Origin of the sequence: Ascidiaceihabitans sp. (assembly GCF_039986515.1) — a bacterium.
GTDB lineage: Bacteria > Pseudomonadota > Alphaproteobacteria > Rhodobacterales > Rhodobacteraceae > Ascidiaceihabitans.
The window spans coordinates 1-12969 of sequence record NZ_JBDWQO010000016.1 but is presented as its reverse complement, the minus strand read 5'-3'; the positions used below and the strand labels follow the sequence as shown (position 1 = coordinate 12969).

Annotated in this window: 15 protein-coding genes; 9 read left to right on the top strand and 6 right to left on the bottom strand. The window is 59.4% G+C overall.

Going from position 1 to position 12969, the window contains the following annotated elements; genetic code table 11:
- Positions 1-68: 68 nt before the first annotated feature.
- Positions 69-998 (top strand): DUF2493 domain-containing protein, encoded by a 930-nt coding sequence (locus ABJL60_RS17345; RefSeq protein ID WP_348408712.1) that lies wholly within the window; start codon positions 69-71, stop codon positions 996-998.
- A gap of 282 nt (positions 999-1280) precedes the next feature.
- On the opposite strand, the gene ABJL60_RS17340 is transcribed toward ABJL60_RS17345, so the two are convergent.
- Together ABJL60_RS17340 and ABJL60_RS17335 are read right to left on the bottom strand one after the other, a co-directional pair.
- The gene (locus tag ABJL60_RS17340; protein WP_348408713.1) at positions 1281-1673 is read right to left on the bottom strand and encodes a hypothetical protein; all 393 of its coding nucleotides are present in this window, start codon (positions 1671-1673) and stop codon (positions 1281-1283) included.
- 12 nt (positions 1674-1685) lie between these two features.
- Positions 1686-2093 (bottom strand): mercuric transporter MerT family protein, encoded by a 408-nt coding sequence (locus tag ABJL60_RS17335; RefSeq protein ID WP_348408714.1) that lies wholly within the window; start codon positions 2091-2093, stop codon positions 1686-1688.
- Between the two features lie 96 nt (positions 2094-2189).
- Between ABJL60_RS17335 and ABJL60_RS17330 the strand changes: the two genes are divergently transcribed.
- On the top strand, positions 2190-2591 hold the full coding sequence (locus ABJL60_RS17330) for a helix-turn-helix domain-containing protein (protein WP_348408721.1): 402 nt from the start codon (positions 2190-2192) through the stop codon (positions 2589-2591).
- A gap of 121 nt (positions 2592-2712) precedes the next feature.
- Here the strand turns inward: ABJL60_RS17330 and ABJL60_RS17325 are convergent, their stop codons facing one another.
- Complete coding sequence (locus tag ABJL60_RS17325) at positions 2713-3780, bottom strand: helix-turn-helix domain-containing protein (protein ID WP_348408715.1); 1068 nt, start codon at positions 3778-3780, stop codon at positions 2713-2715.
- A 226-nt stretch (positions 3781-4006) separates the two neighbouring features.
- Between ABJL60_RS17325 and ABJL60_RS17320 the strand changes: the two genes are divergently transcribed.
- A complete protein-coding gene (locus ABJL60_RS17320) occupies positions 4007-4900 on the top strand; it encodes a recombinase family protein (protein WP_348408716.1) in 894 nt (297 codons plus the stop codon).
- A gap of 61 nt (positions 4901-4961) precedes the next feature.
- Here ABJL60_RS17320 and ABJL60_RS17315 read toward each other — a convergent pair whose 3' ends face one another.
- Complete coding sequence (locus tag ABJL60_RS17315; protein WP_110281057.1) at positions 4962-5357, bottom strand: PIN domain-containing protein; 396 nt, start codon at positions 5355-5357, stop codon at positions 4962-4964.
- A complete protein-coding gene (locus ABJL60_RS17310) occupies positions 5347-5574 on the bottom strand; it encodes an AbrB/MazE/SpoVT family DNA-binding domain-containing protein (protein ID WP_055296342.1) in 228 nt (75 codons plus the stop codon). The genes ABJL60_RS17315 and ABJL60_RS17310 overlap by 11 nt, the downstream gene beginning before the upstream one ends.
- A 237-nt stretch (positions 5575-5811) precedes the next feature.
- On the opposite strand from ABJL60_RS17310, the gene repA reads away from it, so the two are divergent.
- The 3 genes from repA to repC all read left to right on the top strand — a co-directional run bounded on the left by repA (position 5812) and on the right by repC (position 9410).
- On the top strand, positions 5812-6999 hold the full coding sequence (gene repA, locus ABJL60_RS17305; protein WP_055687614.1) for a plasmid partitioning protein RepA: 1188 nt from the start codon (positions 5812-5814) through the stop codon (positions 6997-6999).
- Positions 6996-8012 (top strand): plasmid partitioning protein RepB, encoded by a 1017-nt coding sequence (gene repB / locus ABJL60_RS17300; RefSeq protein WP_348408717.1) that lies wholly within the window; start codon positions 6996-6998, stop codon positions 8010-8012. The genes repA and repB overlap by 4 nt, the downstream gene beginning before the upstream one ends.
- Positions 8013-8189: 177 nt before the next feature.
- Positions 8190-9410: a plasmid replication protein RepC gene (gene repC / locus ABJL60_RS17295; RefSeq protein WP_348408718.1), complete on the top strand. Its 1221-nt coding sequence runs from the start codon at positions 8190-8192 to the stop codon at positions 9408-9410.
- 135 nt (positions 9411-9545) lie between these two features.
- Here repC and ABJL60_RS17290 read toward each other — a convergent pair whose 3' ends face one another.
- The gene (locus ABJL60_RS17290; RefSeq protein WP_348408722.1) at positions 9546-10748 is read right to left on the bottom strand and encodes a Fic family protein; all 1203 of its coding nucleotides are present in this window, start codon (positions 10746-10748) and stop codon (positions 9546-9548) included.
- 293 nt (positions 10749-11041) lie between these two features.
- On the opposite strand from ABJL60_RS17290, the gene ABJL60_RS17285 reads away from it, so the two are divergent.
- From ABJL60_RS17285 to ABJL60_RS17275, 3 genes are read left to right on the top strand one after another with little or no spacing between them, the layout of a single operon-like run.
- Positions 11042-11500, top strand: a complete 459-nt coding sequence (locus ABJL60_RS17285) for a hypothetical protein (protein WP_348408719.1) — start codon at positions 11042-11044, stop codon at positions 11498-11500.
- 40 nt (positions 11501-11540) lie between these two features.
- Positions 11541-12479 carry a zincin-like metallopeptidase domain-containing protein gene (locus ABJL60_RS17280; RefSeq protein WP_348408720.1) on the top strand — a complete coding sequence of 313 codons (939 nt, stop codon included), beginning with the start codon at positions 11541-11543 and terminating at the stop codon, positions 12477-12479.
- A gap of 23 nt (positions 12480-12502) precedes the next feature.
- Positions 12503-12712 (top strand): DUF6330 family protein, encoded by a 210-nt coding sequence (locus ABJL60_RS17275; protein WP_289084305.1) that lies wholly within the window; start codon positions 12503-12505, stop codon positions 12710-12712.
- Positions 12713-12969 lie beyond the last annotated feature (257 nt).

Below are 12969 nucleotides of genomic sequence, written 5' to 3'. Positions count from 1 at the left end.
AAACCAGGCATTCGGCCATGCCCCCACACTCAGGTGGCGGCCTTGGAAACGAACACTGGAGACCAGACATGGCTTACGACACTGAAAACACCTACGAGACCATCGAGCTTTTCGGACTGACCGAGAGGGACGCGCAGCTGCCGATCCCGGAGGATCGCGTCCTGACCGACCACATCATTCGCGAGAGCTTCGAGGTTTTGCTCGGTCAGCTGCGCGGGACCGGGCTTGAAGCCGAAATCGAACCGCTGGCCCATGGGCTCGCCACGATCCTGCAGCGCCGCAAGGTGGCGCTTGGCAAGGAGGTCGACCGCACCGCCGACAAGATCAGCGCGCTGGCAAAATCTCACGACGGATCGGAGATCGCCGAGACCGCGCTCGAAGAGGCGCAGGCGCGCTTTCTGCAGCTGCGCGAGATTGTCAGCGCCATCGAGGTGATGAGCGAGGCAGCGGCAGAATGCTACGAGATCGAGACGGGCCACGCCTTCATCCCGGCAGCTGGGTCGCGCGCAAGCGTCCGGGCGCAAGAGACCGGGGCGGTCTTCGAGGCGCGGCAGCTCCTCGAGCAGCACGACCGCGAGACTGCCGAGAAATCCAAAGTCGAGGGGGTGCCCCTGATCGTCTCAGGCGCCACCGACTGGACCGATGTCGATGTGATCTTCAACACGCTCGACAAGGTTCGCGAACGGATCAAGCAGAACCGCAACCAGGAGATTTTCCTCTGCCACAAGGGTGGCAAGCACGGGGCGGAGATGATTGCGGCCCGGTGGGCCCGGGCACGCGGGGTCGCGCAGGCGCGCTTTGATCCGCGCTGGTCCGCGCACGGGCGGGCGGCACCGTTCAAGTGCAACGACGAAATGCTGGACGACAAGTTCGCGGCGACGGGGGTTGTACTCTTCGGCGGCAACGGGGTCGCGCTGAACCTCGGGCAGAAGGCGGAAGCGAAAGGTCTGACGGTCATGCGGGTTGCGGACCCGGCGAAGAAGGCGTCGCAGGATTGAAGAGAGGGGGTCGCGCTTGGCGCGGCCCTTTCGTCATGTCTCATGGCGCGTGCGATCGGTCGCGCGTGATCGGCAGTCTGCGGTGGCCAGCACCGTTATCCCTCTACCAAGTCCGTCAGAGTGCGGCCCATCCGCATCGGTACGGGTTGGGGATGGTGCGCACCTCACGCACATCGTCAGCATCGCAACACACGAAGGCTCGAAACGTCGCACTTGAGGCTAAAGACTTGCGCGTCCCTCGGGTGGTGTTTCGGAACATCGCACCCGCGCGGGGGGGCTCCGTCAGCTCCCCGGCCAGACTTGGCGGGACGCGGACGCGGATGATGGCGGCTGCGTGATGGCAAGGGTCATCCGGATCACTCCTTTTTGCTCATAGATGTGGATCGCACGGGGTCGGCCCAATCGTGCCCTCAGCTCACGCTTCGGCAAGCACAAATACGGCTTCCACGGCTGATCGTCAAAGGTCACGACGTAAGTGCCTGTGCCAAACTCCTCGCCGTCCTGGAAATCGATGATCTCGACCGTGGGCACACCGCGCATCGCCGCCGCGACGGTGAACGAACAGGTTGGGCAGGTGAGTTCGCCGACACCAACTTTGATGCGCTGTTCGTCAGCGCTGGCGGGCATTGCGGCCAGAATTCCAAGGGTTGCGAGTGCGAGATAGAGATGTTTCATCGGTCAGACCTCTCAATAGGACAGGATGTAGGGGGTCAGGTAAGGGAAGATCATCGCCACGGCGACGATCGCTGTGGCAGCCCAGAGAATGGACCGCATCAGTATTCGGTTCATCGGTCGCGCGCAGGTGCCATCAGCGCAGGCTTCGGCCGGGATCGGGCTATACGCCTTGTAAAAGCCGTATCCGATGAAAGCGGCACTCAGTGCGAAGGTGATCCACTTGTATTGATAGAACGCGCCCAACTGGGCGATGAACACGCCGGTGACGCCGAAGCTCACAAGCACCAGCGGTAGGATACAGCAGGAGGTCATGGCCAACGCGCCCAGCACGCCAAGCCCGGTTGTCGCCCATGCCTTTTTGTCAGCAGCCGGTGTTTCGCCCATTGCCGTCTGGCGGCCGGCGGATGTGGTTTCAGTCATGGTTCGAATCATCCTTGCCTCAATGATGATCTCAATCTAGGGTCTGTAGCTGGTACAGGCTCAAGGGAGTTTGGTGTGAAAAATCATCACAGATCGGTGAAGGTCCTCAGGCGCGGAGATCTCGCCAAGCTGACCGGCTGCAACCTCGAGACCATCCGCTACTACGAGAACATCGGCGTGATGCCCGAGCCGCCGCGCTCCAGCAAAAACTATCGTGTCTACGATGACAGGCATGTCGCGCGTCTGCGCTTCATCATGCGCGCGCGCGAGCTGGGGTTCACGCTCGACGAGGTTCGCGATCTGCTCGCATTGGTCGATGGCGGGGCCCAGACCTGCGGCGAAGTGCAGGGTCTGGCGAATTCGCACCTCGCCTCAGTCCGCGCCAAGATCGCCGATCTCAAGCGCATCGAACACGTCCTGTCATCCACCGTGGCGCAGTGTACCGGAGACGATGTGCCCGAATGCCCGGTCATCGATGCGCTGACGGAAGTGGCGTAAGAGACGTCACGTCAGCAAGGCCGTGGCAACGTAGATGTATTCGGATTCTCGGGACTGTTTTCTTGTAACTGAATGCACATAAGCGGGCTTATTCGTTTTTGAGCCGTCACCCCGGCAGATACTAAGCTGCAATCCGCCACATACGGAACCGCCCCTGCCCTGTAACCTCGCGGATCAAGCCTTTCTTTTCCATCCACGCGAGGTTTCGTTGCACCGCCGCGCGACTGGCACCGATCTGAGTCTCAGCCATCGGCGCGGACACCAGAGGCCATTCCGCGAAGAGAGTTAGCAAAGCAGGAGGCGTCTTGCCTGATAGTTTCGCCATTTCGCCCTCTGCTTGAACCGTCCAAGTCTCAACCAAATCCAAATGCCGCATCGCCGTTAGTATCGCGCTGTTCATCACGTCCAACCAGCGGGCCAAGCGTTCAGGTGGCACGCCCGAGGCCCGCAGCCCCCCCGCCCCGCCCATGGCCAGCGGCGCAAAGATGGCTCCATTGCCGTCGCTGGCCGCGATCCTGCCAGCAGTTACAGCGGCCTCAATACGGTCTCCATATTGGCCGAGGCCAGCCAGACTCCAGAGGTGAAACCCCATGCAAGCGCTCGTGATCGGGTGGAGGTCAACCGCCGCTGTCATCACGTCCAGCCAGCTCCCTGCACGCTCGTCAAAGCGCTCGGCATTGTTCTCGAACTTCTCAGGATCACGCCGATCCAGGAAGGACGCCAAATCTACCATTGGCTCCGGACCACTTGTCAGGCGTCGCATGGCCCATCCGGCCCGGGCCAGTGCTTCCGAGTCATCCTGCACTCCAGACAAACGCATGGATATCCAAAGCGCCAGCCGATCGGGGCTCACACGATCGCCTGCGAACCAGCTGAGATCCGCCGCCTCTATTAGAGCCAGTCTGTGCCGCCAGCCCTCCGGGCCGCGCAGCAACCGGTCATCCAGAGCACCCAGGCGTCCAGCCACCTTTGCCAGCCGCGCAGTATGAGCACCCTCTGCCTTTGCCCAATCTTCGATGACCACGGTATCAGGCGGTTCCGCCCGTGGCCCAGGAGGCAAATCATCCGGTTCTTCTTCGAGCGGCCCGGGCAGAAACCAGAGGTCTTCTTCGTGAGCCTCCTCATCCCCCTCGGTAATGATGAGAGCGTCATTGAAATCATCACTAAAAGTGAATGCTTGCGGCTTCATGTGTGCAAAATACCAACTTTATGCACATTACCCAAGCGATTTTGTGGCCATTGCCCATGCTCTTTACATAGTATTCGCGGGCGACTGCCGGAGGAACCTCTCTGATCGCGTTCAGGATAAGGAAGCCAAGGGGTTCTTCACCAGCACGACGATAGAGCAATCTCTTGCAATCGTTTACAAACGGTCGTTTAGTATCGGTATATGAAATTGCAAACGGCCGATTTTCATGCCCCTGATAGGCTATGCGCGCGTATCCACAGAGGATCAGACCCCCCTGCCCCAGTCTGAGGCCCTGCAAACTGCGGGTTGCGTCGAGATCTTTGAAGAGCACGCCTCGGGCGGCAATCGCGCGCGACCGGTGCTGGCACGCGTGCTCGAACGCGTCCAGAGCGGCGATACGCTGGTCGTTGTGCGGATCGACCGGCTTGCGTGGTCTCTGTCGCACTTGCTGGAGGTGATCGAACGTCTGGAGGCCAAGGGAGCTTTCTTCCGCTCCCTGCAGGACCCCATCGACACCGCTTCCCCACAGGGCAAGTTCACATTGCAGGTTCTAGGCGCCGCGGCCGAGTTCGAGCGGGCGCTGATCCGCGAACGTACCAAGGCGGGGCTGGCAAGTGCCCGTACTAAGGGCCGGGTCGGCGGGAACCCGGGCCTACGCGCCCGCGATCCAGCGGCGCTACGCAAAGTGCGGCGCGCGCGGCAAGACGGCTACATGGAGCGGCTGAACGAGATGGCTCAGGACTGGGTGCCACATGTCCGACGACTTCGACCCGATATGGCCTGGGAAGATGTGCTTCGGATCATCAATGGCCCCCTGCCCTACGACCGCCACTGGACGCAAAGCCGCCTTCTGCGCGCAGTGAAAGCCTATGTGCGCGACGGGTTTCTGCCCAATGAAGTGCTTGGTCGCGCTGGACGACGCGAAACCGACGACCGCCTGCCCGCGATTGTCGCTGGCATCAAGGGCGCGGACCCTGACATCACGCTCCAGGCGATCTGTGACCGACTGGAATCCATGCGCGAACGCACCCCGCGTGGACGCGCCAGCTGGCAGCCGTCGTCCGTGAGGATGCTGCTGGAGCGCGCGGAGAAGTTGGGCTTGCTGAAGTGCGAGCAATAAACACAACCTTGCAAATCTTCCAACTCATGGAACAATTGCAAGGTTGCAGCCCGTTTTCTGGTCAGGTGAATGGATTCACGACGCGTAACTGATCTTCAACCAGCAATCCGTCGTGCATATCTTCGCTCCACAAAGTCGTGCATCCAGCAATAAGGGCGGCCGACACAATCATCGCGTCATAGACCGAAAGCTGGTATTTTTCTGCCAAAGCTCGGCCCACCAAATGGGTTTGCACAGACAGGTCTTCGACTTCACACAAGGATTGGACCCCTGCAAGAAAAGCGCCGGTCTCCTCCCAACTAAGACCGGCTTTCCTCCGGCAATTGACCATCGCTTCGTTCAGGACCTGCACACTGATCCGCGGCCCTTGCCCCAGGATGTCTTCCGCCCGATCCGCCTTTGGGCCGTCGTCAAGAAGGTAAAGGACGACATTTGTATCCGCGAATTCAGCGCTCATGCGCAGCGTCGCGGCTCAGGCGTGCGTCCTTGGATAGTTTTCCGCGAAACCGCCTTAGCCCTTGCAGGACTTCATCGGCGCGAGGTTGGCGCTGGACGAGCAAGGTACCGTCGTCCTTTATCAGATCGATTTGGTCACCCTCTTTAAGACCAAGTTCGCGCACAAGATCGGCAGGCAGGCGGACCGCGAGCGAATTCCCCCATTTTGCAACTTGCATCGGTATCGTCCCTCCTGGTGGATATACGAGCCTATATGTATATCATCCTGACGCAATTGCCAAGATCAGCATTCGACGACGACGGCGAACGGGCTTGTGTTTCGACGGTGAGCTCACACAAGATGTGGAAAAAACTTGCGCGAATCCGACTCTTACGGCAATAGTCACGGAAACGAGGCAAAAAACGTCAATAACCGTGAACACGCCAAAGATGCGTAGCGCGGATCGAGAGGGCAGATGAACAAGACTTTCGTGCATCAGGACCTGAACGCGGTCATCCGCCAGCATTCCGAGTGGCTGGCCAACCAGCTTCATTCGCAACGCGAGAGCCTGTTTCCCCCAGACGCCACAAAGGAAATGCGCAAATTCTCCTCCGGCGAGGCGGCAGCGCTTCTTGGTGTGAACGACTCATACCTGCGCAAAATCAACCTTGATGGCAAGGGCCCTTCGCCTGAACTGACGGCCGGCAATCGTCGCCTGTATTCCGCGCAGGACATTCAGGCCCTGCGTGTCCTGCTGGAAAAGACCGCGCGCAAGCCTGGAGACTATATCCCCGGACGGCGTGACGGCGATCACCTGCAAGTCATCGGTGTGATGAACTTCAAGGGTGGATCGGGCAAAACCACGACTTCGGCACACCTTGCACAGCGGCTGGCCTTGCGCGGTTATCGCGTCCTGGGCATTGATCTTGATCCGCAGGCCTCATTCACGGCGTTACATGGCGTACAGCCCGAATTCGATCTGACAGATGGCGGCACGCTCTATGACGCGATCCGCTATGACGACCCAGAGCCGATCCGCGCCGTCATCCGCAAGACCTATATCCCGAACCTCGACCTGATCCCGGGCAATCTGGAACTAATGGAGTTCGAACACGAAACGCCGCGTGCTCTTTCACAAGGCAACGCAGGCCTGTTCTTTTTCCGCGTAAAAGAGGCGTTGGCCCAGGTTGACGGCGATTACGACGTTGTGGTCATCGACTGCCCGCCGCAACTGGGCTTTCTCACCATGTCCGCACTTTCTGCCGCCACCGGCGTGCTGGTCACAATTCATCCGGAAATGCTCGACGTGATGTCGATGTCGCAATTTCTGCGCATGACGGCTGATCTGATGGACGTGATCGCCGAAAGCGGTGCGGACATGTCCCACGACTGGATGCGCTATGCGCTGACACGCTATGAACCTCAGGATGCACCACAAAACCGGATCGTTGCCTTTCTGCGCACCATGTATGGCGATGCGGTGCTCAACTCGCCTATGCTCAAATCGACGGCGATCTCCGATGCAGGTCTGACAAAGCAAACCCTATACGAAGTCGAGCGGAGCGCCTTTACCCGCACGACCTATGATCGCGCCCTTGAAAGCCTGAACGCGCTGAACGACGAAGTCGCTGATCTTATTCAGAAAACGTGGGGTCGGGCATGACAAGTGGCAAGAAAAAACGGATGTCGATGCTCGACAATCTCGCGGCAGCCGGTGGCCCGGCCCCTGCCCCTCAGGCTGGCGCCGTAACCCCTATGATGACGTCCAACCGCGCCCTGCGCTCGGCCCGTGACGCGGTCGATTCACATCATGTCTGGGAACTCGACCCGGCCAGTATCGTCGACGACCGAATGGCCGACCGGCTTGATCCGGCGGATGTGCATGATCTGCGCGTCGCAATCGAGGCGAATGGTCAGACCGTACCAATTCTTGTGCGCCGGCACCCGTCAGAGACGGACCGCTATCTGCTCGTCTATGGTCGCCGCCGGCTCGAGGCGATCCGCCAGTCCGACAAGGTCGCCAAGGTGCGCGCACTGGTCGCAAATCTGGATGATGACAGTGCCCTGCGTGCGCAGATTTCCGAAAATATGGCGCGCCGCGATTTGTCCTTCATTGAAAAGGCGATATTTGCGCAAGAACTCGTATCGTCGGGCTTTGGAAATCAATCACAGGTTGCAGAAGTTCTGACCGTGACCAAATCTTCGGTGTCCATGGCCATCGCCATCGCCGACATGGTCGGTACAGACCTCATCCGCGCCATCGGTGCTGCACACGGCATCGGCCGACCCCGGTGGGAGGCCATGGGCCGTGCCATCGCGGACAACGACCTGGATCGGGGCAGCCTGATCCGCCTTGCTGAGGAAACCCATGGCAAGGCCGATGTGGCCATGGTGATTGATGCCGCACCTGGGACCGACGACCCCTCTGTGCAGGCGTTCGAGGCCGTGTCGAAGGTTGTCACAAGGTTAGTCAAACCGGCCAAGGCCCCCTCCACTTCCGCTGCATCCAGTCAGCCGCTCAGGATTGGGGGCAAACGTGGCGGCACGCTCAAACGCACCGCCAAAGGGATCTCGATCGAGTTGCAGAATAGTAAGTTTGCCGACTGGGTAGAGTCTGAAGCCGATGATTTGATTGAAGAACTTCACGAACGCTGGAAGCAGCGTTCAGAAGACTGAGGAAGAGCAGAAACCAAAAACAGGAGGCACGAAAAAGCCAAAGAAAAGGTCCCGCAAAGCGACCGCCCTACGAGACCCTGACTTGTTCTTAGCACTTTCAAGTTAGTCTCGGTCGCCGTTTTTCGCAAGTCTTAAGTGATTCGCGGACCGTGATTTCTTTGTCTTAGTGAATGTAAAATGGACTACACCCCCGTAACGCCTTTCAGGCGACCCATAAATGCTGCCATTCTGCAATATCAGGCAGCGGCGCAACAGGACCTCCCCCCTTCCGGCGTCAACAAATGGGAAGTACTTCGCGAACTCGCCGCTGCCCGTATCGCCTTCGGCTTGTCCGACCGTGATTTGAGCGTGCTTCAGGCATTGGTCAGTTTCCATCAGGCCACGATCGTTGGCGGGAACCATAGTGAAACTGTCGTGCATCCGTCCAACAAGGCTATTTGTGAGCGCCTGAACGGTATGCCCTGCTCGACCATGCGGCGGCATCTGGCGAACCTGGTGCAAACCGGTTTTGTCGTGCGTCGCGACAGTCCCAACGGCAAGCGTTACACGCGCCGATATGGCGACGAAAAGATCGCTTTCGGCTTCGATCTGGCCCCCCTCGCCCAACGCTTCGTCGAAGTGTGCGAAGCCGCAGAGGCTGTCCGTGCTGCGGAGGAGCGCTACAAGCGGCTTAGAACCACTGTAAGCCTCATGCGCCGTGATCTAGCGGGTCTCGTCGACTACGGCCGCTCTCTGCGCCCTGATCGCGCCATCTGGGACCAGGCGTCCGACCTATGCGTCCTGACGGCGCGTGACCTTCGCCGCAAGCTCGACTTTGCAGAGTTGCAGCAGATGGAATCTGCGTTGTCCGAAGCCCTCAACGCCATTCGGGACCTGTTGGAACCAGTGCAATCACAAGATATGAGCACCAATGAAGTCACAAATGAGCAGCACTATCAGAATTCAAATAAAGACTCTTATGTTTTTGAACCACGCTTAGAAAAAGCGCAGGTCGAGGGCAGCGCCTCCGATCCGGCGGCAGCACTGGTTGCAGAGGCTAGTACTGATGAGCCTGTCCCGGTCGACAACAATCTACCCAGAATACCCCTCGGTCTCGTTTTGGCCGCTTGCTCTGAATACCGAACTTATGCTGAACGACCTGTGCGCCACTGGCATGATCTAGTAAGGGTTGCCGATGTAATAAGACCTATGATGGGCGTCTCTCCTTCAGCTTGGGATGAGGCCAAACAGTACATGGGCCCGGAAGAGGCATCGGTGGTCATCTTGGCAATGTTGGAACGCTTCGGCGACATCCGGTCGCCTGGTGGGTACTTGCGGTCACTGTCTGCAAAGGCTGCGCTCGGTGAATTCTCCTGTGGTCCCATGATCATGGCCCTAATGAGAAAGGACGCTGCATGAAAAGTTCACAGCTGTGAACTGCGTCTTGTTTCGTCCCGCAGAAGACAGGTTCACAGCTGTGAACTCATTGCTTAGGGGATCCGTCCACTTTCTTCCTGGGCGCGCTGACCTGCGTAGAGCGCGGACTAACGAAAATCACACAGTCAGGTCACCATCTCCAAACAGGTTTGGAAAAAGCCGTTCTCGATAATCCAACGGAAACGCCAACCGAACTGGCGTCTTCGGCGAGGCGGACGTCATGTATCCGGCGGCGGTCAGTTTACTCAGCGTGTTGCGAGCAGTACGCTCGGACGTCTTGAGCACAATCTGCGCATCGCCTCGTTCCAGTGCCCCATGCCGAAGAACCGCCGAGATTAGTTCCGGCGCTCGCTTGTCATCGATGGTATCTGCAACAAGACGACGATACCGTTGGTCCATTCCGCCGAGATCGAACAATCTTGCTGAGAAGGTGATCTGGTCGAGCGTCACCTTTAGGAACCATTCACTAAACGTCTTCAGTGCCGCTTCTGACAGGTTCCCCCGTCCGTCGCGGTCTCCGCGGCGTGGACTGTCGGCCAGATCCATCATCCGTTTGTACTCGCCCCGATCGGTTAGCCCGCGGGCCAGCCCACGTGATACGGACCAGAGCCCTTGGCCACCAATCCCCGCTGTGAGGGCCATGGCATGAGACATCAGTCTGCTGACACGGCCGTTACCATCCGGGAAAGGGTGGATGTAGTTGAGCCGGTGATGTGCAGAGGCGATCGCGATGATCCGTCCGCTCGAAGACCGCGCCGCAATCTGAAATCGTTTGTCGAAATGGTCCATGAATGCCGCGACGCGCGACGATGAAGGAGGTAGGTGGCGCCCGACCGCAACTTCCCGATCATCATCCTGGCGCATGCGTCCCGGAACGATGGGCTCTTGTGTGCCGTCGGGATGTTCGATGACCCGAAACTCATCCGGCATCTCGTCGTAGAAGGTCTTATGGACCCAAGTCAGGAATTCGACGGATGTGGGGCGGGGCAGGGTGCCCTTGCGATGCATCTCGTCGATGGCCCGTTGAACGATGACGTGCGCCCGGGCCTCAAGGGCGAGAGGGCGAGTTTCTTCCTCAAGCTCGGCACCAGCCAGCGCCCTTTCGATGTCGCGGGGGCGCGTGTTGTGTCCTTCGATCAGGTTGGAGTAGTAGCAGTTCATCACACGGACGAGATCGGCAAGTTCGGCTGCGCTGTCAGGATGCAACCCTTGTCCCAGCCCGGTGGCTTCCCTCTGGATGTCGACCGAAAGGTCTGCCAGTTCTGTGGGAATATGCTCCTCGAAGAAGCAGGGTTCGATCCTGGCGGGTGTTTCCAGCATTTTTGCCGATCTTCCATGTTTGCAAAGTAATTGAAAAATATACACATTTCGTACTTTCAAGCAAGGTTTTGCCGATATGCCTTGCCGATCTTGCCTGCCGATCTGGAATTGCTGCATGAAATCAATGGCTTCGGCAGAAGGGCCGGGCTTTTCGGTTTTGTTGTGTGCCCAAAGGGGCCGGAAAAAGAGAAAGTGTTCTTCGGGTTTTGTGACTGACGGATGAGGGCCTTTGGGGTCCCTCAGATGGGTCCGGGCCGGGTTCCGGTCTGCCGTTCCGGATGAAGGGCATTCCTATGCAATCAGGTGTCTTGCGCGTGCTCCGCGCAACCGCCGCCTCCTGGTGGCGGCATAGAGAGCTGCGCCGAACTGGCCAGACGGCGCTGGCACAGCGGCTCGAACGCCAGACCGTCCTGCGTGATCTCGGCTATCTGAAGCAGGCGGCGTCATTGCCAAACGCGCATGTGATCTGCGGGGAGGGTGGGACATTCCTCCATCTCGGTTGGACCTTCGCGCCGATCGAGCGCTTTCCCTTGGCCGCCCTCGCGGTCGCACGAGGAACGCCGTTCATCGATATCCGATCCGTCACCGATGTCACCGCCTTCGCGAACTTGCCGTGCGTGGCGCGGGACGGATCGGTCGACCCTGATCCTTGCGGTCCTGGCAGGTCCGTCTCGCTGACCACCTACATCGACATGGTCGAAGCCCTCGGTGCCAGGATCGCCAACGATCCGCGCCCCCGCCAGTCAACCTGATCACCATTCCCTCTCACCAACACTCGAAAGGAGGCCAGCCATGGCCCGATCCCGCACGCCCAAATTCGATGCCTCCGAGGTCATCACAAACGAAATCATCCGTATCATCGAGCGCGGCGTCCTGCCATGGCGCAAGCCCTGGACTGCAGGTGGCAGCTCTCGCCCTCTGCGCGTGGGCGGTGAACCCTATCAGGGGGTCAACAACTTCCTGCTGACGATGCGCACCGTGATGGCGGGCCATAGCTCGCCTTTCTGGATGACGCTGCCGCAAGCCAATGCCTTGGATGCAAAAGTCCGCAAGGGCGAGAAGTCCTCTGTCGTTGTCTATTACGGTCAAAGCCGGAAAGACGCGGGCGGCGAGGACGACCGCAGCGACGGCGATGATCACTCCGAAGAGGCCCGCATCTTCCGCTTCCAGAGATCCTATCGCGTGTTTAACGCCTGCCAGATCGAGGGGTTGCCGGATAGCTTCCATCCCGAGCCGGACCCGGTGCCCGAGCATCCGCCGTCCGAGCCCATCCCGCACATGCAGGCGTTTTTCGATGCCATCGACATCACGACCGTCTTCACGGGCACAGAAGCGTACTATTTGCCCCCCGTGGACAAGGTCTACATGCCATCAATCACGCGGTTTCAGGACCCGCGCAATTTCTACGGGGTCTGGGCGCATGAGCTGGCCCATGCCACGAAGGCCCCGCATCGACTGAACCGTGATTTCGGGTTCTCGAAGTTTGGCAACACGTCCTATGCGCGCGAGGAGATCGTCGCGGAATTGACCTCGGTGTTCCTAGGTCAGACGCTCGGGTTCACGGCGCATACGCTCGAGATGAATGCCGCCTACCTCCACAACTGGTTGCGCGTCCTTCGGTCTGACAAAGGCGCGATCTTCCGGCACGCCGCCGATGCGCAGCGCGCCTGCGACTACCTGATCGCCAGATCGGAGACGGGCAGGGCAGGGGGCCGCGCCGAGGCCGCCTGACCACACGGAGAACGGAGACTCGCATGTCACGCAAGGAACCCAAGACGCTGCGGGTGGCCTGCTTCAGCGACGGCCGCCGCAAGATCATCACCTTCAAACGCGGAGCTTATTGGTGGAGCGCTGCCGAGGGCGCTTATCCGCTCTCGGCAGCGCTCGAGAGCATCAAGCACCAAGGCGGCTGGATCGAAACCATCCCCAACCCGAATTACAGACCCAAAGGGCTGTTCGGGTAGGGCGCCTTCGGCCTCGATTCATCCGCCAAGCGGAAAAGAAAAAGCGGGCTTTGAGAAGGGTGTTTCAAACCTCTCAAAGGAGATCCCCATGTCCATGAATGTTCAACCCCAGCCAGTGGACCTGTCGCGGTTTGATGCCGCTCCTTTGATAGCATTTATTGCAACAAAGGAGACGAACTATGGGATTGAAACGGACGGATGAATTCCGGGCTGACGCGGTGCGGATCGCGCTGACAAGTGGGCTGACACGCAGACAA